The 19,309-nt window shown below is 69.2% G+C and carries 19 protein-coding genes; 12 read left to right on the top strand and 7 right to left on the bottom strand.

Annotation, left to right across the window (positions count from 1 at the left end; genetic code table 11):
- Positions 1-278: 278 nt before the first annotated feature.
- Together pcrA and ACFWNN_RS42025 are read right to left on the bottom strand one after the other, a co-directional pair.
- Positions 279-2,594, bottom strand: coding sequence for a DNA helicase PcrA (pcrA, locus tag ACFWNN_RS42030; protein WP_382445570.1), 2,316 nt, complete (start codon positions 2,592-2,594; stop codon positions 279-281).
- A gap of 73 nt (positions 2,595-2,667) precedes the next feature.
- Complete coding sequence (locus ACFWNN_RS42025; RefSeq protein ID WP_382445569.1) at positions 2,668-3,174, bottom strand: hypothetical protein; 507 nt, start codon at positions 3,172-3,174, stop codon at positions 2,668-2,670.
- Positions 3,175-3,401: 227 nt separating this feature from the next.
- On the opposite strand from ACFWNN_RS42025, the gene ACFWNN_RS42020 reads away from it, so the two are divergent.
- Positions 3,402-3,662, top strand: coding sequence for a chorismate mutase (locus ACFWNN_RS42020; protein WP_382445568.1), 261 nt, complete (start codon positions 3,402-3,404; stop codon positions 3,660-3,662).
- A gap of 22 nt (positions 3,663-3,684) precedes the next feature.
- Here ACFWNN_RS42020 and ACFWNN_RS42015 read toward each other — a convergent pair whose 3' ends face one another.
- Entirely contained in the window at positions 3,685-4,737 is a 1,053-nt protein-coding gene (locus tag ACFWNN_RS42015) for a histone deacetylase (RefSeq protein ID WP_382445572.1), read from the bottom strand.
- 70 nt (positions 4,738-4,807) lie between these two features.
- Between ACFWNN_RS42015 and ACFWNN_RS42010 the strand changes: the two genes are divergently transcribed.
- The 6 genes from ACFWNN_RS42010 to ACFWNN_RS41985 all read left to right on the top strand — a co-directional run bounded on the left by ACFWNN_RS42010 (position 4,808) and on the right by ACFWNN_RS41985 (position 11,362).
- Positions 4,808-5,134 carry a hypothetical protein gene (locus tag ACFWNN_RS42010; protein WP_382445567.1) on the top strand — a complete coding sequence of 109 codons (327 nt, stop codon included), beginning with the start codon at positions 4,808-4,810 and terminating at the stop codon, positions 5,132-5,134.
- Positions 5,135-5,237: 103 nt separating this feature from the next.
- A complete protein-coding gene (locus ACFWNN_RS42005; protein ID WP_382445566.1) occupies positions 5,238-6,089 on the top strand; it encodes a hypothetical protein in 852 nt (283 codons plus the stop codon).
- Positions 6,090-6,261: 172 nt separating this feature from the next.
- Complete coding sequence (locus ACFWNN_RS42000) at positions 6,262-7,101, top strand: hypothetical protein (RefSeq protein ID WP_382445565.1); 840 nt, start codon at positions 6,262-6,264, stop codon at positions 7,099-7,101.
- 193 nt (positions 7,102-7,294) lie between these two features.
- Complete coding sequence (locus tag ACFWNN_RS41995; RefSeq protein WP_382445564.1) at positions 7,295-8,128, top strand: hypothetical protein; 834 nt, start codon at positions 7,295-7,297, stop codon at positions 8,126-8,128.
- 147 nt (positions 8,129-8,275) lie between these two features.
- Positions 8,276-9,598: a serine/threonine-protein kinase gene (locus ACFWNN_RS41990; RefSeq protein ID WP_382445563.1), complete on the top strand. Its 1,323-nt coding sequence runs from the start codon at positions 8,276-8,278 to the stop codon at positions 9,596-9,598.
- 159 nt (positions 9,599-9,757) lie between these two features.
- Complete coding sequence (locus tag ACFWNN_RS41985; protein WP_382445562.1) at positions 9,758-11,362, top strand: protein kinase; 1,605 nt, start codon at positions 9,758-9,760, stop codon at positions 11,360-11,362.
- A gap of 4 nt (positions 11,363-11,366) precedes the next feature.
- On the opposite strand, the gene ACFWNN_RS41980 is transcribed toward ACFWNN_RS41985, so the two are convergent.
- Positions 11,367-12,269 (bottom strand): LysR family transcriptional regulator, encoded by a 903-nt coding sequence (locus ACFWNN_RS41980; RefSeq protein WP_382445561.1) that lies wholly within the window; start codon positions 12,267-12,269, stop codon positions 11,367-11,369.
- 81 nt (positions 12,270-12,350) lie between these two features.
- Between ACFWNN_RS41980 and ACFWNN_RS41975 the strand changes: the two genes are divergently transcribed.
- From ACFWNN_RS41975 to ACFWNN_RS41965, 3 genes are all read left to right on the top strand, one after another.
- Positions 12,351-13,277 carry a DMT family transporter gene (locus ACFWNN_RS41975; RefSeq protein WP_382445560.1) on the top strand — a complete coding sequence of 309 codons (927 nt, stop codon included), beginning with the start codon at positions 12,351-12,353 and terminating at the stop codon, positions 13,275-13,277.
- Between the two features lie 121 nt (positions 13,278-13,398).
- The gene (locus ACFWNN_RS41970; protein ID WP_382445559.1) at positions 13,399-13,818 is read left to right on the top strand and encodes an SsgA family sporulation/cell division regulator; all 420 of its coding nucleotides are present in this window, start codon (positions 13,399-13,401) and stop codon (positions 13,816-13,818) included.
- Positions 13,819-14,078: 260 nt separating this feature from the next.
- Entirely contained in the window at positions 14,079-15,374 is a 1,296-nt protein-coding gene (locus tag ACFWNN_RS41965) for a serine/threonine-protein kinase (RefSeq protein ID WP_382445558.1), read from the top strand.
- On the opposite strand, the gene ACFWNN_RS41960 is transcribed toward ACFWNN_RS41965, so the two are convergent.
- From ACFWNN_RS41960 to ACFWNN_RS41950, 3 genes are read right to left on the bottom strand one after another with little or no spacing between them, the layout of a single operon-like run.
- Positions 15,367-15,948: a phosphatase PAP2 family protein gene (locus ACFWNN_RS41960; protein ID WP_382445557.1), complete on the bottom strand. Its 582-nt coding sequence runs from the start codon at positions 15,946-15,948 to the stop codon at positions 15,367-15,369. The two genes, ACFWNN_RS41965 and ACFWNN_RS41960, sit on opposite strands and share 8 nt — an antisense overlap.
- Positions 15,949-15,954: 6 nt before the next feature.
- Positions 15,955-16,605 (bottom strand): response regulator, encoded by a 651-nt coding sequence (locus ACFWNN_RS41955; RefSeq protein WP_382445556.1) that lies wholly within the window; start codon positions 16,603-16,605, stop codon positions 15,955-15,957.
- A complete protein-coding gene (locus tag ACFWNN_RS41950; protein WP_382445555.1) occupies positions 16,602-17,771 on the bottom strand; it encodes a PspC domain-containing protein in 1,170 nt (389 codons plus the stop codon). The genes ACFWNN_RS41955 and ACFWNN_RS41950 overlap by 4 nt, the downstream gene beginning before the upstream one ends.
- Positions 17,772-17,903: 132 nt before the next feature.
- Between ACFWNN_RS41950 and ACFWNN_RS41945 the strand changes: the two genes are divergently transcribed.
- Together ACFWNN_RS41945 and ACFWNN_RS41940 are read left to right on the top strand one after the other, a co-directional pair.
- Complete coding sequence (locus ACFWNN_RS41945; RefSeq protein ID WP_382445554.1) at positions 17,904-19,091, top strand: PspC domain-containing protein; 1,188 nt, start codon at positions 17,904-17,906, stop codon at positions 19,089-19,091.
- On the top strand, positions 19,084-19,278 hold the full coding sequence (locus tag ACFWNN_RS41940) for a hypothetical protein (RefSeq protein WP_382445553.1): 195 nt from the start codon (positions 19,084-19,086) through the stop codon (positions 19,276-19,278). Before ACFWNN_RS41945 ends, ACFWNN_RS41940 begins: the two co-directional genes overlap by 8 nt.
- The last annotated feature ends 31 nt before the right edge of the window (positions 19,279-19,309 follow it).

The following is a 19,309-nucleotide window of genomic DNA, read 5'->3' as shown; positions in this document are numbered from 1 at the left end:
TCCCCCGCCCCCCCCCACCCCTCCTCTGATGCAGCAAGAGCTGTGGCACGACTCGTGACGAAGCCACCCCACCCAGACTCTTCGAGGAAGGACGGCTCGCCTTCGGCATCGCTGATGATCAGGCGTGCTTGGGGTCTGCGCGCTCTGTCGGGCTTGCCTTCGGCCTCGCTGGATCCCTGTTGGCTAGCTCATCCCTCATCTCGTCTCTGACGCACAAAGGCCTGCGCCCCTGCCCTTGCGGGCTGGGGCGCAGGCCTTTGTGTTGTGACGCTGGCTGGTTAGAGCTTTGTCATCGGGACGCTGCCGATCAGCATCAGGCGGACTGTGCCCGAGCCGCCGAAGTCGATCGTGGCGGTGGCTCGCAGGCCCGCGCCGTCTACCGCCACTACTCGGCCCAGGCCGTACTTGTCGTGGGTCACTCGGTCGCCCACTTCCAGCTTCATGGCCGGGGCGTCTTTCCAGCCCGCTTTGCCCGGGGCCGGGCGGGTCAGGCCTCGGGAGGCTATGCCGCCCGAGGAGGCTGAGCGGCCCCAGGTGGTGGCTGCTGTCGGGGCTGAGCGGGAGGGTTCCACTCGGCGCCAGTCGAGCAGGTCCTGTGGGATTTCGCCCAGGAAGCGGGAGGCCGGGTTGGCCGAGGGCTGGCCCCAGGCCGAGCGGACCAGGGCCCTGGAGAGGTAGAGGCGCCTTTGGGCTCGGGTGATGCCCACGTAGGCGAGGCGGCGTTCTTCTGCCAGTTCTGCTGGATCGCCCAGGGCTCGCATGTGCGGGAAGACGCCGTCTTCCCAGCCCGTGCTGAAGACGACCGGGTATTCGAGGCCTTTGGCGGTGTGGATCGTCATCAGGGTCACGACGCCGTCGGAGTCCGCGTCCGGGATCGAGTCCGCGTCTGCGACCAGGGAGACGCGCTCCAGGAACGCCGGCAGGGACGGGACCGGGTCCGCGCCTTCCGGGAGTTCCAGTTCGGTGAACTCGCGGGCGACGGTGACCAGTTCGTTGAGGTTTTCGATCCTCGTGTGGTCCTGGGGGTCCTCGCTGGCTTCCAGTTCGGTGCGGTAGCCGGTCTTGTCCAGGACTGCTTCGAGGATGTCGGCGACGTCGTCTTCGCGCGCGACCATTTCGCCCAGTTGGTCCATCATTTCCACGAAGCCCGCGATCGCGTTGCGGGAGCGCGGGTTCAGGAGCGGGACTCGGTCTTCCACGGCTTCGCGGAGGGCTGCGGCGAAGCTGATTCGTTCGCGTTCGGCGTAGGTCGCGACGCAGGCTTCCGCTCGGTCGCCGATTCCTCGTTTCGGGACGTTGAGGATTCTGCGGAGGGAGACCGTGTCCTCCGGGTTGGCGAGAGTGCGCAGGTAGGCGAGGGCGTCGCGGACCTCGCGGCGCTCGTAGAAACGCACGCCGCCGACCACTCGGTACGGGAGGCCCAGGCGGATGAAGATTTCTTCGAAGACCCGCGACTGGTTGTTGGTGCGGTAGAAGACGGCGATCTCGGAGTTGTTGACCTCGCCGCTGTCCACCAGGTGGTCGATCTCGTTGGCCACGAACGCGGCTTCGTCGTGTTCGTTGTCGGCCACGTAGCCGACGATCTTCTCGCCCTCGCCGAGATCGGACCACAGCGACTTGTCGCGGCGGTTCGGGTTGCGGGAGATGACGGCGTTCGCTGCCGTGAGGATGTTCTGGGTGGAGCGGTAGTTCTGCTCCAGCAGGATCGTCGTGGCGTCCGGGTAGTCGCGCTCGAACTCCACGATGTTGCGGATCGTCGCGCCGCGGAAGGCGTAGATCGACTGGTCCGCGTCGCCCACCACGCAGAGCTCGGCGGGCGGGATCTCGCCGCCTGCCTTGCCGACGAGCTCGCGCACCAGCGTGTACTGCGCGTGGTTCGTGTCCTGGTACTCGTCGACCAGGACGTGGCGGAAGCGGCGGCGGTAGTGCTCGGCCACGTCCGGGAACGTCTGGAGGAGCTCGACGGTCCTCATGATCAGGTCGTCGAAGTCGAGCGAGTTCGACTCGCTCAGGCGGCGCTGGTAGACCGTGTAGACCTCGGCCACGCGGCGTTCCAGGTCGTTGGTGGCCTGGGCGGTGGCGGTCTCCGGGTCGACGAGCTCGTTCTTGAGGTTCGAGATGTGCACGGCGAGGGTGCGGGCCGCGTACTTCTTCGGGTCGAGGTCGAGGTCTCGCGCGACGAGGGTGATGAGGCGGCGGGTGTCGTCGCTGTCGTAGATCGAGAAGTTCGATGACATGCCGAGGACCTTGGCGTCGCGGCGCATCACCCGGACGCACATCGAGTGGAACGTCGACACCCACATCGAACGGGCGCGCGCGCCCACCATGTCGGCGACGCGCTCCTTCATCTCGGCGGCGGCCTTGTTCGTGAACGTGATGGCCATGATCTCGCCGGGGTGCACGTCACGTGCCGCGAGCAGGTACGCGATCCGCCGGGTGAGGACGCGCGTCTTGCCGGAGCCGGCGCCCGCCACCACGAGCAGAGGTGAACCGGCGTGCTCCACGGCACGGCGCTGCGCGGGGTTCAGGTCGTCGAGCAGGTGGCCCGCGCGGGAAACGGGGGGACTTGAGGGCAAGTCGAACAAGGCGCTCATCGTCCATCCACGGTACCGGGCGGCACCGACGAATCCGGTACCGCCCGACCATGTGTTCGAGAAACCTGTTCGGTCAGGTGCTGGTGTCGATCTTGAACAACTGCCCGGCGTGCACCTTGGCGTGACCTCCTGCCTCGGCGTACACGTCGATGCTGTCGTTGTAGTGCTCCCACTTGACGACGCTGGTGTGGATCTTCAGCGCCGGCCACGCCTCCTTGTCCACGATCAGGTGGTTCTGCGTGCACCTGATTCCTTCGGCGCCGGGACCGTCGTTCACGTCCCAGCAGTTCCAGTCGCGGCCCTCGTACGAGGTGACCTCGAGCCGGTCGGTCGGGAACGAGACGAAGAGGTCGAGGCCCCGTTCCTCGTGGCCCGCGATGTTGGTGATGCCGACGGTGAACTCCTGCCGGTACTGCCCCGGTCTGGTGCTCCAGCTGCCCGTGCCGGACCAGCCTTTGCCCGGGGTGAGCGCGATCGAGGCGAAGTCAGGCTCCGCCGAGACGGCCGGACCGGCCGAGGCGGCCGGCAGGACCGCGACGGACAGCGCGAGAGCGGCGGTTACGCCCAATGCGGTCTTCAACGTGACTCCCGGTGGTCGCTATGTGAGACGACGGCAGCCTAGGAAGTCATTCTGTGGCAGACTAGGGCCATGCGCGCGACGTACTTCGAGTTTTTCTACGGGAACCGGACTCCGGCTCCCGTGGTCGTCCAGCGCTGACAAAGCCACCACGAAGCCCCGGAGTCCATCGGACCCCGGGGCTTCGCTGCTTCCGGGCCAAGGACTCGAAGTTCCCCGAGAGGTCACCAATGATGGACACCACCACCGAACCCGACATCAACGAGCTGCGCGAGGAGATCGACCACCTCGACGCGGAAATCCTTCGCCTCGTGCAACGGCGCGTCGAGGTATCGAAGATCATCGGCGCGGCCCGCATGGCCGCCGGCGGCACGAAGATCGTGCACAACCGCGAGATCGACGTGCTCAACCGCTACAAGCCGCTCGGCCCCGAGGGCAAGGACCTCGCGATGATCCTGCTCAAGATGGGCCGCGGCCCGCTCGGCAGGTAGTTCCACCAGTGGTGGCCCGGCGTCACAGCACGCCGGGCCAAAAAGGCCTCAGCGCCGCGCGCACGCGCTCGAAGTCGGCGTCGACCAGCTGGGTGTCGTCCGGCACGTAGGCCAGCGGGTCGGCGAGCAACGGCTCCGGCAGCCGCAGCAGCCCCTCGACCAGCGCGTGCAGGCACAACGCCGAGTAACCGCGCAGGTAGCCGCCCTCCTGGGTGAGCACGACCCGCGTCCCGAACGACGCCACCCTCCTGCCGATCTCGCGGTACCCGTCCGCCGTGAGGTTGTGCCGGCCGTTGGGGTCGAACGCCGACCCGTCGAACCCGGACGCGCACACCAGCAGATCCGGTTGGAAGTCGCGCAGCAGCGGGAAGGCGATCTCGTCGAGCGCGCGCATGTACGCCGTGTCGCCCGCACCGAGCGACAGTTCGATGTTCACGTTTCTGCCTTGAGCGCCCACTTCTGATGGTGCGCCCGTCTGCGGATGGTTCGTGCCCCACGCTCCGTGCCGCATGTGCACCGAGATCGTCAGCACGTCCGGGCGGTCGTAGAACGTCTCCTGCGTGCCGTTGCCGTGGTGCACGTCCCAGTCCAGGACGGCGACCCGCTTCCCCTGGCGCCGCGCGGTCTCCGCCACCAGCGCCGCGTTGTTCACGAAGCAGTAGCCGTCCGCCATGTCCGGCTGCGCGTGGTGGCCCGGTGGCCGCACGAGCGCGTACGCGATGGGCGCGCCGGACTCCAACGCCGCCAACGCCGTTCCCGCCGCCGCGCACGCCGCACGCCACGTCTCCGGCCCCACGACCGTGTTCACTTCCAGCGCCACACGCTCGGACACGCGCAACGAGTCCAGGTACCCAGCCGTGTGCACGCGCAGAAGCTCGTCAACGGACGCCTGCCTCCCCTCGTGCCACGTCAGGTGCGGCGCCACGGGGCCGTGCATCAGCGCGTGCCGGAACGTGCGCAACCGTGCCGCGTTCTCCGGGTGCGGTTCGGCCACGTCGAGCCACGGCCAGGAGCCCGGCAGCTCCCAGAGACCCTCGCCGGCGTCGTGCTCGAGGCAGTCGTCGTGCCAGAACATGTCCACCCGAATCGGATATCAGGGCGATCACGGATGGTCCAACGAAAAAATCTGAGGGCACACTGGAGTCATGGGCCTCATCGCCGCACTGATCGCCATCGCCGGCCTGCTCGCCGCCTTGGCGCACGACGCTTACCTGGGCATGCTCGGTTCGGCCGCGAACAAGAAGGGCCTTTCCGGAGCACCTGTCGCACAGTTCGTCCGCAGCCGCTGGAAGACCGCGATCATCGCGACCGCCGGTGCCGTGATCGGCCTGCTGATCACCGGTGGCGCCTCGCTGGGCGCCGACGTCGTCGGTGCGCTGATCGCCGGCGGCAGCGGCCTGATCGCGCTCAACGGCGTGCAGAACACCCGCAAGCAGTTGAACAGCGGTCAAGCGCAACTCCCGCCGAGGTAGAAACTCCACACGAACGAGTGTCACTCGTCCTGAACACCCCCTTTTGGTTGGTTGGGTACCTCCAGACGGCCCTACTCTGATTGCGTCGCAGAGGGGTGTCGGGATGGACGAACTGCCGGGCAAACATCGACTCGACGACGGGATCGCGCCGCCGCAGCGGCCCGTCGTCGGGGGCGATCGCATCCCGCTGCCCCGCCGCCGCCAGATCGACCCGCTGCAGGACACGGACGGCCTGCGCAAGTTCAACATCGGCCTGGTGCCCGCGTCGGTCACGCCGCCGCGCACCTGGAAGCGCGCCGCCTGGTTCGCCGTCGTCTCCTCGGTGCTCGTGCTCGTGGGTCTGAGCGTCGCCGCGGCCAAGCTGGTCGGCGGGGGCGGCGAGGTCGAGACGGTCGGCCTGCCCGGCTACCCGTCGGACGTGCCGATGATCTCCGCGCTGCCCACCGGCGGCACCAGTCCGTCCGCCACGGGCACGAAGCCGTCCGCCGCGAACACCGGCAGGGGCGCCCCGGTGCCGGGCACGGGCACCCGCACGTCCTCCCCCGCGGGCACGGGCACCGGCCAGGGCTCCGCGCCCGCCCCCAAGCCGTCCGGGTCGGCGCCGCCGGTCATCACGACCGTGCCGGTCACGCAGGCCCCCGTGGTCGACGGCGGCAAGATCGCCGCGCAGACCGAGCACTTCTACCGCGAGATGGCGACGAACGCCGACACCGCGCTGGCCATGACCACGGACACCGTGCGTTCGAACGCCGACGCCCTGCTGGAGGGCAGGCTCGCCGACATCTCGCTGATCGAGGTGAAGGAGATCGCCGTCGACCCGGCCAAGGGCCTCACCGTGAGCCTGCTCCAGGTGACGAAGAAGGACGGCTCGGTCAGCACCGAACAGCGCGAGCTCAGCTTCACGCTCGGGGACCTCCCGCTCATCAACGGTGAACGGTTGAAGCTCGGAGGCTGAAGTGGCTAAAGGTCACGGCCGGACCTACCGAACGTAGTAAGTAGCACCGCTGAGCGTTCGCTGAGCGCCGCTGACCGCCACGGACGGATGAAGTTCACCCGGACACTGGCGTGTTCACGCGACGCCACGGTACGTCTTCAGGTGAACACGGACAGTACGGAGGACCAGAGCAGTGCAGCGTCCCGCGGCGACGACCGGACGGCGGCACAACCGCGCCGGCTCGATCAGCGTGGCCGAGCTGATCAAGCAGCAGCCGACCTCCATCCGCATCCTCTCCAACGAGGATGCCGCCACAGACGCCCTGGTCACGTCCCTGCTCGGCCCCACAGAGACCATGACGGCGACGACGGCCGTGATCCCCGTCGTGCCCGGTCGCCGCAGGCGCGACGCCAAGCCGAGCAGGATCGGCCGGGTCGCCGGGCTGCTGACGGGCGCGATCGTGCTCGTCTCGTCCATCGCGGGCGCGGCGATCCTCGCGGGCAAGCGCCCCGACAACGCCGGTGTGCCCGTCTCCAAACGGCCCGTCGCGCTGTCCGGGTCGAGCGCCCTGCGGCCCGACGTCCTCTCCGCCCAGCTGCCGAACGAACGCCCGCCGGCGCAGACCACCGACGCCGTCGTGCCCATGCCGCAGCCGTCCGCGTTGCTGCTCGAGACGAGCGCTCAGGAGACGGCCGAACCGGCCACGCCCGAGGTCTCGGTCGGCCCGTTGCCGCAGGTGGACGTGGTGAAGAAGTTCTACGAGCTGCTCACGACCAAGCCCGGTGCGGCGGCGAAGCTGCTCTCGCCGGAGCTGGTCGGCGCGAGCCCCGCCGAGTTCGTGAAGTCCTGGGGAACCATCAAGACGGTCAACGTCGACCAGACGTCGGTGCGGCCGGACGGATCGGTGCTCGCGGTCGTCTCCATGCAGGAGGCGGACGGCAGCTGGCTGCGGATCGAGCAGCTCTTCTGGCTCACGTCAACCACTCAGCCGCGGATCGTCGGCACCGAGGTCCTTTCGGCGCAGCGGAGTTAGGCCGCGCCCAACTGGGATCGCCGTTCGCAGTCGAACGGTGACCGTTCGTCTCTGAAACCCTGTTTCGATCGTGAAAATTCCCCCGAAGGGGTTACATCTCCGGTCACGATTCGGTATCCATGTTCCCGCCAGTGCGCGAACGCGAACTTGGAAGGGTGAACGAGCGGTGTCGATTGAGGACCATCGTCGGCGGTTGACCGGATCCGCTGAGTCGACCGGACAGCTGTCGGTCGCCGAGCTGATCGCCCGCCGCGAGGCGGAGACCGCGGAGATCCCGGTGATCACCGACGACATCACCCCCGAGGCGTTCGAGCCGACGGTCAAGTTCAAGCCGGTCAAGGTGCCCGGCAAGCTCAAGAAGCAGCCCATGAAGGAGCTGCACATCACCGAGCTGCTGCGCCGTGAAGGCCGTGCCGACGACACGCAGCGCGGCGGGTTCACCGTCGGCAAGCTGGCCGCCGCGGCCAGCGGTGGCGTCATCATCTGCGGTTCCGTGGCTTTCGCGGCCTCTTCGTGGCTGTCCTCGCCGGACGAGCGCCCGCTCGCCGAGGTGCGGTTCGACGAGCGCGCCCAGGCCCGTGGCGCGAGCGCCGGCACCGAAGGCGTCGTGAAGCTGCCGTCGAACAAGACGCAGCAGGCCGACGCCACCGAGACGCAGCAGGCGGAGACGACGACCTCGGACCCGACGACGCGCGTCGCGCCGTACGTCCAGACCGAGCAGAAGCGCCCGACGACGCAGCAGACGCAGACGCCGTCCACGGAGACCTCGACCTCCACGACGCCGTCGACGTCCACCGAGACGAGCACCCCGAGCACGCCGCCGTCCAGCGAGACGCCCGCGCCGCCGAGCTCGTCGACCACCCCGCCGCCGCCGAGCAACAGCACCACGCCGCCGAAGTCCGAGACCGCGCTGCCGCCGACCTCGAACCCGGTCGACGTGAGCGTGGACCTCGGCCTCCTCGACCCGGTGCTCAACACCGTGGGCGACACCGTCGGCGGATTCGACTTCTTCGCCCCGGCGAACTGAAGCACGACAGGTAGCTCAGCGGCGGCCCTCGGCAGGTACCCTGTGCGGGCATTCCGGACGACCCGCTGACTACCGCACGAGGAGCACGAGCGTGGGACCTGCTGCCGTTGCCGCAGTCACGCCTTCGCGCACCCCTGAGGTGAGCTTGTGACGACGTCCGGAACATCGGACGGCCGTCTGATCGCCGACCGCTACCGCTTCCTCGACCGCATCGGCTCCGGCGCGATGGGCATCGTCTGGCGAGCCCACGACGAACGCCTCGGCCGCGAGGTCGCCATCAAGCAGTTGCTGCTGGCGCCCGGCCTGGACGAGAAGGAGCAGGACGAGGCGATCCAGCGCGCCATGCGCGAGGGCCGCATCGCCGCCAAGCTGCACCACCCGAACGCCATCGCCGTGTACGACGTCGTCGAGGAAGACGGCGTCCCGTGCCTGGTCATGGAGTACCTGCCGTCCTACAGCCTCGCCGACGCGCTGGCCGAGGGCGGGCCGATGGACCCCGTCGAGGTCGCGAGCATCGGCACCCAGTGCGCGGCGGCGCTCGCGGCGGCGCACGCGGCCGGGATCGTGCACCGCGACGTGAAGCCCGGCAACGTGCTGATCGCCGAGAACGGCGTCGTCAAGATCACCGACTTCGGCATCTCGCGCGCGTCCGACGACATCACGGTCACCAAGACCGGCCTGATCGCCGGCACGCCCGCGTACCTCGCGCCGGAGATCGCCCGCGGCTCGGACCCGACGCCCGCGTCGGACGTCTACTCGCTCGGTTCGACGCTGTTCGCCGCGATGGAGGGCGAACCGCCCTATGGAGTGAGCGAGAACACTCTCGGTGTTCTGCACGCCGTCGCGGCCGGGCGGATCAACCCGCCGACCGTCGACCACCCGCTCGCCGACACGCTGCTGTACCTGCTGAACTTCGAGCCGGAAGACCGGCCGACCATGGCACAGGCGCGCGACGTGCTGAACGCCGTGGCGCACGACCGCTCGCCGTCGTTCACCGGGCTGTCGGTGGTGGCCGGGCCGGACCCGACGACGATCGTGGAGCCGGAACGGACCCGAGTGGTTCGCCCGGCACCCCGCACGTCACCGCCGCGGACCGCTCCGCCGATGGCGCCGGCCAGGGCTCAGGAGAACAACCAGCCGCTGGTGATCGCGGCGGTGGTGCTGGCGTTGCTGCTGGTCATCGGTGGTCTGATGATCGCGCTCGGGGTCTTCAACAAGGAACCGAACACGCCCTCGGCACCGCCCGCGAGCAGCTCGCAGACGGTGGTTCCGACGAGTTCGTTGCCCGAGGTGACCACAACCACCCCCGAGGCAACGACGACCCGGGAAACGACGTCTACAACTACGACAACCACCACCACGACGACGACCACAACGACCACGACTACGACGACCACAACGACGACGACCACAACGGCCCCGTCGTCGAACGCCGGTAGTTCGAGCCCGCCGCCTCCAGCACAGGGCTAAGCGTCGTTAGGCCGTAGAAATCTCGTAAGGTGGGTACCCACACCTAATGGGGTGAGCTGAACCCGAAGGTGTGATCAGCCGTTGAACAGAGAGCACATGACCGCACAGCGGGGAGCAACTGTGACCGATGATGGCCGATTGGTCGCTGGTCGCTACCGATTGAGCCAGCGGATCGGCAGTGGCGCCATGGGCGTCGTCTGGACGGCACACGACGAACGTCTGCACCGCACCGTCGCGGTCAAGCAGCTCCTCCTGCAGCCCGGCTTGGCCGAGTCCGACACGGACGAGGCGAAGAGACGGGCCATGCGCGAGGGCCGCATCGCGGCACGCCTGCAGCACCCGCACGCGGTCGCCGTCTACGACGTGGCCGAGGACGACAGCCAGCCGTGGCTGATCATGGAGTACCTGCCGTCGAAGAGCCTCTCCGCGGTGCTGTCGGAGCGTGGCACGCTCCCTCCGCGCGACGTGGCGTCGATCGGCATGCAGGTCGCCTCCGCGCTGGCCGCCGCGCACAACGCCGGCATCGTGCACCGCGACATCAAGCCGGGCAACGTGCTGCTCGGCGACGACGGCACCGTGAAGATCACCGACTTCGGCATCTCGCGCGCGACCGGTGACGTCACCGTGACCGCGACGGGCATGCTCGCGGGCACCCCCGCCTACCTCGCACCCGAGGTGGCGAAGGGCTACGACCCGGGCTCGCCGTCGGACGTGTTCTCGCTGGGGTCGACGCTGTACGCGGCGATCGAGGGCGAGCCGCCGTTCGGGCTGAGCGAGAACACGATCGCGCTGCTGCACAAGGTCGCGTCCGGCAAGGTGAACCCGCCGCGCAACGCGGGTCCGCTGACGGCGCTGCTGATGCGCCTGCTGCGGGCGGAGCCCGAGGACCGGCCGACGATGGCCGAGGCCAGGGACGCGCTCGCGGCCGTCGCGAACGGACAGGCCGCGCCTGCCTTCACGCCCGCCGTGGTCGCCCCGACGCACCCGCCGTCGTGGCGTGGCGCGCCCATCCAGCAGCCGCAGCAGCAGGCCGCCACGAGGGCCCTCACGCCTCCGCACGGCCACCAGCAGGCTCCGCCGCCTCCGCCCAACGCGACGCGCGTCGACATGCACACGCCGCCGCCGCGGACGGCGCAGCAGCCTCAGTCGAACCACCGCCCGGCCGCCGCACCGCAGTACTCGCAGCGCCCGAAGCCCTCGCGGCCCTCGGCGTTGTCGTCGGTCTCGAAGAACAAGAAGTCGACGGTCATCACCGCGCTCGCCATCGTCGCGGCCGCGGTCATCGGGATCATGTTCGCGAGCATGATCTCCGACAAGACCGGCGGTGGCACGGACAACAACGCCGGGTCCAGCACGTCGACCGAGCAGACCAAGGGCAACGACCCGACGAAGCCGTCCACGCCGCAGAAGTCCGCCGGCAAGGCGGGCCAGTGGACGACCCAGCCGTCCCCCGACGACATGCGCGGCTTCCTGAACGACTACTTCAGCACCGCGCCCACGTCGCCTGAGGACGCCTGGAAGTTCGGCAACGGCAACTTCCAGGGCACCTACTCGGGCGGTTACAACGGCTTCCAGAACTTCTGGAACGGCATCAAGGAAGCCAAGGTCGTCGAGGCGAACGAAAAAGAAGGCTTCTACTGGGAAGTCGTCGTCCAGTACACGAAGAAGGACGGCGGCACGACCACGGAGCGGCGCGGCATCTCGTTCCAGTGGGCCAGCCCGAACTTCTTCCTGCACAACGACAAGTCGCTCGGCCAGGTCTGACGCGTCATGAGGCCCGCGCCGCCTTCTCCAGGGCTTCGGCCAGGGTGAGGACGGCCGGGTTCCAGGCAGCGTCCTCGCGGTAGACGACGTGGATGTGCCGGACGGGCTCGGGGTTGCGCACCTTCCGCAGCACCACACCGGGGTGCGCGTACCCCAGCCCGAGCCGCGGGATGATCGTGACGCCCAGCCCGGCCGCCACGAACCCCTGCGCGGTCGCGTAGTCGTCGCTCTCCACCGCCACCTGCGGCGCGAACCCGGCGCCCGCGCACGCGTTGCGCACAAGGCTCGCGCACGGTCCCGGGGTGCCGCAGTCCGCGTCGATCCACGGTTCGCCGGCCAGCTCGGCCAGGTCCAGCACGCGCTTGCGGGCGAGGGCGTGGCCGCGCGGCAGGACGGCGTAGAACGGGTCGGCGAGCAGGTGCCTCGCGACCATGCCCTCCGGTGCCGGAGCGTCGGGTTCGAGGACGGTGATGGCCACGTCCGCGCGGCCTGCGGCGAGCTCCTCGAACGGGTCGTTCGGCTCGGTCAGCTTGAGGTCCAGCTCGACGCCCGCGCGTTCGGCGCGGAAGGTGGCCACCGCGGGCGGCACGAGGGCCGCTCCGGCCGTGGCGAAGTAGCGGACGCGCAGGATGCCCGCGCAGCCGTTGCGCAACGCGGTGAGGGCGCTCTCGGCCTCGGCCAGCTGCTCGGCGAGGCGGGCGGCGTGCTCGGTCAGCAGCCTGCCCGCCGCGGTGGGCCTGATGCCCCTGCCGACGCGTTCCAGCAACGGCAGCCCCGCCTGCTTCTCCAGGCCCGCCACCTGCTGTGACACCGCCGACGGGGTGTAGCCGAGGTTCGTCGCGGCCGCGGTGATGGAGCCCGAGCTCACGACGGCCCTGAGCACCTGCATTCGTCGCACGTCCAGCATGGCCCGACCTTACAGCGGTGCTTAAAGGTTTCCCACAACAATTAAATTGTTTTCAGGTGTCGCAGGGCGCATGGTTGACGTGTGAACCAACGCGGAACGTTGATCAGGATGGGCGTGCTCGCCCTGCTCTGGGGATCGAGCTTCCTGTGGATGAAGCTCGCGCTCGGCTCGCTCGCGCCCATGCAGATCTCGCTCGTGCGGACGTTCTTCGGGGCGCTCGTGCTGTTCGTCGTGCTCGCGATCGCCAAGATGACGTTGCCGCGCGACCGCAGGATCTGGGGCCACATGCTCTTCGTGGCGCTCTTCGGCAGCGCCATCCCGTTCACGCTCTTCGCGTTCGGCGGCCAGACCGTCGACTCGGGCGTCTCCGGCGTGCTGAACTCCACGACCCCGCTGTTCGCGCTGGCCATCGGCCTCGTGCTGGGGTCGGAGAAGATCAGCAACCTGGTCCGGATGCTCGGCCTCGGGCTCGGCTTCGCGGGCGTGCTGCTGATCTTCGCGCCGTGGCAGTCCGCGAACAGCATCGCGAGCTGGGGCGCCGTGCTGTGCCTCATCGGCGCCGCGAGCTACGCGATCGGCTACTCCTACGCCGGCCGGTACCTGGTCAACACGGGTGCGACCTCGACGCAGCTCGCCGCGATGCAGCTGACCACCGCGATGGGGATGCTGATCCTCGCGCTGCCGTTCGGGGGCCTGCAGCCGCTGCACCTGCACTGGATCGGCGTGGTCGCCGTGACGATCCTGGGCGTCTTCGGCACCGGCGTCGCGTTCATCCTCAACTACCGCGTCATCGCCGACGAGGGAGCCACCACGGCAACTACGGTCGGTTACCTACTGCCCGTGGTTTCAGTACTCCTTGGAGCGATCTTCCTCGGAGAGCAACTCAACGCAAGGGTCGTCGTCGGCATGCTGGTGGTCCTGCTGGGCGTCGCACTGACCCGTCGGCAGCCCGTCTCGGCAGGTCAGACCGTCTCACCAAACGAGACGCGCGACCTGGTCAAACGCTGAAGGGTGAGACGCACGTCTCCCCCAATAGGATGGTTCCGAGACGAATCGCGTCCTTATCGAGCTGGTTGGCCGTCTCCTCTTTGTGAGCGGACATGGAGACCAGCCTGGGAAGGACATCGACATGAACAACGAAAACCTGAAGGTCACCACCCGGACGACTTTTCAGCTCCTCGCCCCCGGAGCGGCCCCGGCACCCGTCGAGGCCGAGCTCGTCTACGACCCGGAGGACCCGTACGCCGTCGCCGTCGTCTTCTTCACCGGCTCCGGCCGCGTCGAGTGGATGTTCGCCCGCGACCTGCTCGCCGACGGCCTGCTGACCCCGTCCGGTGAGGGCGACATCCTGGTCCGCCCGGCGTCCGACGACCCCGAGCGCGTCCTGGTCGAGCTGAACGCGCCCACCGGGTTCGCCATCCTCAGCGCCGTCGCCGAGGACGTGGCCGAGTTCCTGGACAGCTCCTACGACGTCGTCCAGCCGGGCGAGGAGGACCTGTGGATCGACTTCGACCGCGAGCTGCAGAAGCTGGTGTCGACGATCGACTAGCGGGTGGTGTGCGCAGGTGGTCCGCAAGGGCGCGGGACGAGGTGCCGGCACGCGGGGCAGCGTGGCCGATCAGCTCGTCACCTTCAGACCACTGCGGTGTGGTGCCGGACGTCGTGGGCAGCGGCGGAGGCACGTCTCAACAGGCCGGGCGAGTGCACAGCAGCGAGTCCCCACCGGTGAACTCGGCTCGGAGCGATCTGCACCACCTCATGAGCGGGGAACTGCGAATGCTCGTCTCCGCGATTGATTAGTCTCAGGGTGTGACAACCATCGGGGGCCGCTACACGCTGATCGAGCGCATCGGCAGCGGAGCGATGGGCGTCGTGTGGCGTGCACGAGACGAGGTCCTGGCCCGCGAGGTCGCCGTCAAGCAGCTCGTGACGGGCGATCACCAGCGGGCGATGCGGGAGGCGCGCAACGCCGCCCGGCTGCACCACCAGCACGCGATCGCGGTGTTCGACGTCGTGGGCAGCGACGACGAAGAGCCGTTCATCGTCATGGAGTACCTGGCCTCGCACAGTCTGTCGGCGCTGATCGCCGAACGCGGGCCGCTCAAGCCGGCTCAGGCGGCGAGCATCGGGGCCAAGGTCGCCTCGGCCCTCGCGGCGGCGCACACGGCGGGGCTCGTGCATCGCGACATCAAGCCCGGCAACGTCCTGATCGGCCACGACGGCACGGTCAAGATCACTGACTTCGGCATCTCCAAGGCCACCGGCGACGGCACGATGACCGACACCGGCATGATCTCCGGCACTCCCGCGTACCTGGCGCCCGAGGTGGCGCGCGGGGAGCAGCCGGACGAGGCGTCCGACGTGTTCTCGCTCGGCGCCACCATCTACACGGCCATCGAGGGCGAGTCGGTCTTCGGGCCCAGCGACAACAGCTTCGGCCTCATCTACCGGGCGGCCAGCGGGCAGCTGCGCGACCCGAAGAACGCCGGCGAGCTCACCCCGTTGCTGATGCGGCTGCTCTCGCAGGACTCGAAGGACCGGCCCACGGCCCAGGAGGCGGCCGATCTGCTGGCCGCCGAGCAGCAGCCCTCGCAGCCGTTGCAGATCCCCCAGCAGCAGCGCAGGCTCAAGCCGCCGAACCGCCGGATCCTGATCATCCTGGCCGTGATCGCGCTGATCGCGGTCGGTGGTGGCGCGGCCGCCGCGTACTGGGGCGGCACGCACGAGAACACCGGTGGCGGCCCGGTCAACGAGGGGAGCTTCCCCCCGAAGCAGGAGGTCCGCTACTTCACCGCCGCAGAGGCGGCCGGCTTCGTGCTCGACCACTACGAACAGCTCCCGGCGAACCCGGACGTCGCGTGGCGGAACCTCTACGAACGGGCCACCGAGCCGATCGAGAAGTACGTCGCCCGCTGGAAGGGCTACTCGTCGGTGAAGTGCGCCCTGTCGTCGGAACAGGTCCGCTCGCACGGCCCGAACTGGGTGGTGACCTTCGACCTGACGTTGCAGACGGATCTGGGCGAGCAGAAGACCGGCGTCTACGAGGCCGAGGTCGCCGCCGTCAACAACGCCATGAAGATCACCAGCATCACCCAGATCAGGTGAGCAGCCAGAACACCCCGCCGCCGACGACCACGCCCATCACGGACCCGGCCAGCACCTGACCCGTCGTGTGGTCACCCAGTTCGACGCGCGACCAGGACACCAGCGCCGCCGGCAACGCCAGCAGCAGCCACCACGGGCCGTAGACGACCGCCAGCGTCACGACGGCGGCCCACGCCACGGCCGCGTGCAGCGAGATCTTCCACTTCACGCCGAACGTGATCGCCATGCTGACGATCAGCGACGCGAACATGCTGCCCGCCAGCGCCAGCATCGACCGGGGAGCGTCGCCCAGGACCATGATCACCGTGCCGGCGGCGAGCGACGCACCGGCCGTGACCAGCGGAACCAGCCGGCCCTCGCGGTTGGTGACGTGGTGGCCGTCCCACTTGCCGCGGCGCGCGCCGCGCACGATGACGGCCATCGGGATCACGGACGCCGTCAAGGCGACCACGAACCCCCAGAGCAACGTCATCCAGACGTTTTCAGTAGCAGCCGCCACACCGAACGGCAGCAGAATCACCCAGACCCACGGCGCCAGCACCTCGGTGGCACCGCGGGCGACTCTTTTGATCAAAGCCCCTCAGACCAGTCTGCGATCCGTGGCCCAGCGGGAGAGCTCGTACCGGTTGGAGAGCTGGGTCTTCCGCAGGACGCTCGACACGTGCGTCTCCACCGTCTTCACGCTGATGAAGAGCTCGGACGCGATCTCCTTGTAAGCGTAACCGCGGGCCAGCAGCCTCAGGACGTCGCGTTCGCGTGGCGTCAGCAGGTCGAGCTCGGGGTCGCTGATCGGCGCGGCACCCGGCCGGTCGGCGAACGCGTCCAGCACGAACCCGGCGAGCCGCGGCGAGAACACCGCGTCGCCCTCCGAGACCCGCACGACGGCCCTGACCAGCTCCTGGCTGGAGATCGTCTTGGTCACGTAGCCGCGCGCGCCGGCCCGGATGACGTTGATGACGTCCTCGGCGGCGTCGGAGACCGACAGGGCGAGGAACGTGACCTCGGGGATCTTGGTGCGGATCTGCCGCAGCACCTCGGCGCCGCCGCCGTCCGGCATGTGCACGTCCAGCAGCACGACGTCCGGTTTGAGGTGGGAGATGCCCGCGACCGCCTCGCCCACGCCTCCGGCCTCGCCGACCACCTCGATCTCCTCGGTGATCGTGTCGAGCTCCGCCTTCACCCCGGCGCGGAACAACGCGTGGTCGTCCACCAGGAACACCCTCACGCTCACGTCCTGGCCTCCTGCTTCCTCGGCATCTCGAGCTGCACCTCGGTCCCCTCTCCCGGAGCCGTGCGCAGTCGCACCTCCCCGCCGTGCCTCGTCATTCTCCCCCGGATGCTGCCCGCGAGGCCATGCCGGTCCTCCGGCACGGCGTCGGGGTCGAACCCCTTGCCCCGATCGCGCACGAAGACCGTCACCTTGTCCGGCTCGACCTCGGCGTACACGCTCACCTCGCCCACCCCCGCGTGCTTGGCGGCGTTGACCATCGCCTCCTTCGACGCCTGGACCAGCGCGAACATCCCGTCCTCCAGCTCGCAGTCCCCGACCACGACCTGCGAGACGGCGATGGCGAAGTCGTCCTCCACCTCCGCGCACACCTGGGCGATGGCGACGCTCATCGAGTGCGGCTGCTCGCCCACCTCACGGCCGTAGAGCCAGCTGCGCAGCTCGCGTTCCTGGCTGCGGGCCAGGCGCTTCACCTCGCGCGGCGACTCGGACTGCTTCTGGATCAGGGCGAGCGTCTGCAGCACCGAGTCGTGCAGGTGGGCGGCGATCTCGGCGCGTTCCTCGGTGCGGATGCGCGCGCGGCGCTCCGAGTCGAGGTCGCGCACCAGCCGCATCCACAGCGGCACGGTCAGCACGGCCACGCCGACCAGCGTCGCGACCACGGAGAGGATGACCGTCGAGAGGTTCGCGATGGTGTCGTTCACCACGAGGAACGCGGCGACCCCCGCCACGACCAACGCGCCGCCCGCCACCGTCCGCACGATCCCCGCCTTGCCCTGCGCGAACGCCCCGTCCTTCCAACGGCGGCGCTGCGCCTCGTCGGCCTCGCGCCACACGACCGCGGCGCCGATGAGCGCGACGGCGATCGGCCCGGTGATCCACCCGCTCCACGCTCCCCCGAGCAGGCCGGTGAACACCGCGACGCCGACGCCGAGAGCGGCCAGGCCGACGGCCTGCTGCCACTCCTTGCGGTCCTTGTCGGTCTCCGGTTCCGCCACCGCGGACTGCGGGACGAACATCCACAGCAACGCGTAGGCGATGATCCCGACCCCGCTGAACGCCGCGAACACGGCGAACACCGCGCGCACCCAGAAGACGGGTGCGCCCAGGTGGTCCGCCAGTCCGCTCGCCACGCCCGCGACCACCCGGCCGGTGCGTCGGCGGCGCATCGGCTCAATCCGTGCACTCACCATCCGATCGTCACACGTCCCGGCTAGTTGTTCATCAGGGATGACCCCGGTTCCGTGAATCAGGGCTGGTCCCTGATGTGGATTTCGGCGTGGCAGCGCAATGTTGTTGCCGTGAGCGGGACTGAGAAGGCAATGCAGGGCGTGGCGGACACGCTCAGAGAGTTCTGGGCGCACCGTCCGGTGCGGCCCCGTGCAGGGCGCAAGCTCGGAGGCGTCGCCACCGGGATCGCCCTGCGCTTCCAGATCGACCCGGTGATCGTCCGGATCGCGTTCGTCGCGCTCGCCCTGTCGGGTGGCGTCGGCCTGCCGCTGTACCTCGCGGGCTGGCTGCTGCTGCCGGAGGAGGGCGACCAGGTGTCGCCGCTGGAGTCCTTGCTGCACAAGGGACACAGCTCGGCTTCGCCGACGACGACGGTGTTCGTGGGCATCCTGATGTTCCCGGCGCTCGCGTTCATGTTCGGGGGGAACGGCGGGTTCCAGGTCTTCGTGACGCTGGGCGCGGCGGCCGCGTGCATCTACCTGCTGCAGAAGAATCGTGGGCACCTGCAGCCGGCCACGACGCTGCCGGACCAGCCGACCGTGGCGACGCCACCGGTGCCCGGCGCGCCGGCCTGGGACCCGCTGGGCGCGGCCCCGTTCGCCTGGGACCTGCCCGAACCCGCGCCCAAGCCGCAACCGCCGGCACCTCGTCCGCGCAAGTCGCGCATCGGCGCCACGACCCTGGGTGTGGCCGTCCTGACCGTGGCGGCGTCCGCGATCCTCGGCGCGTGGGTGCCGTGGTTCACCGCGGCGCACACCATCGGCCTGGTGCTCGGCGTGCTCGCGGCGGGCCTGCTGGTCGGCTCGTTCGTCGGCGGCGGCCGGGGCCTGATCTGGCTGATGATCCCGCTGTCCGTCGTCGGGTTCGGCATGACCGCCGTCGACTTCGACTTCGACAGCGACACCCGCATCAGCAGCTACAACGAGAACCCCCGGTTCGTCACCGACGTGAAGGACCGCTACGAGACGAGCGTGGGCAGCGTGACGCTCGACCTGCGCGACCTGCCGGACTCCGGCGAGGTGAAGACGGCGATCGACGTCGAGCTCGGCGAGGCCGTCGTGCACGTGCCGAAGAACGCCGACGTGACGTTCCGGTGCGAGGCGTCCTCCATCGGTGAGCTCGACTGCCTCGGCAAGCGGGCGGAAGGCAGCAGCGTGGCCGTCGACGGCCGCGACCTCGGCAACAACGGCGAGGGTGGACTGAAGATCGATCTCGACGTGCGTTCGTCCGTCGGAGAGGTGAGGGTGCTCCGTGACTGAGCAGGGGATGCGGCGGCGGATCGACCCGCTGACGCTGGTCTTCGGGATCGGCGGCGGGCTGATGGCGGCCTACGTGCTGACCAACGGGTCTTTCTGGTTCGACTTCCGGTGGGCGCTGGGAGGGACGGCCATCGTGGTCGGGCTGGTGCTGCTGACGAACTCGCTCAGACGAAAGACCCGCGACTGAGGAAGGGCCCCCGGGAGACCGGGGGCCCTTC

It is taken from the genome of Lentzea sp. NPDC058450, assembly GCF_042721395.1.
Classification (GTDB): domain Bacteria; phylum Actinomycetota; class Actinomycetes; order Mycobacteriales; family Pseudonocardiaceae; genus Lentzea.
The sequence above is the reverse complement of the archived record's forward strand: the minus strand, read 5'-3'. Positions and strand labels throughout refer to the sequence as shown.

Excerpts from the sequence above, each read along its gene's own strand:
- ACFWNN_RS42010 (WP_382445567.1), top strand. The coding sequence starts at position 4,808 with ATGGGCCTCATCGCCGCACTGATCGCCATCGCCGGCCTGCTCGCCGCC.
- pcrA (WP_382445570.1), bottom strand. The coding sequence starts at position 2,594 with ATGAGCGCCTTGTTCGACTTGCCCTCAAGTCCCCCCGTTTCCCGCGCG.
- ACFWNN_RS41970 (WP_382445559.1), top strand. The coding sequence starts at position 13,399 with ATGAACAACGAAAACCTGAAGGTCACCACCCGGACGACTTTTCAGCTC.
- ACFWNN_RS41980 (WP_382445561.1), bottom strand. The coding sequence starts at position 12,269 with ATGCTGGACGTGCGACGAATGCAGGTGCTCAGGGCCGTCGTGAGCTCG.
- ACFWNN_RS42020 (WP_382445568.1), top strand. The coding sequence starts at position 3,402 with ATGATGGACACCACCACCGAACCCGACATCAACGAGCTGCGCGAGGAG.
- ACFWNN_RS42005 (WP_382445566.1), top strand. The coding sequence starts at position 5,238 with ATGGACGAACTGCCGGGCAAACATCGACTCGACGACGGGATCGCGCCG.
- ACFWNN_RS41950 (WP_382445555.1), bottom strand. The coding sequence starts at position 17,771 with ATGCGCCGCCGACGCACCGGCCGGGTGGTCGCGGGCGTGGCGAGCGGA.
- ACFWNN_RS42015 (WP_382445572.1), bottom strand. The coding sequence starts at position 4,737 with ATGTTCTGGCACGACGACTGCCTCGAGCACGACGCCGGCGAGGGTCTC.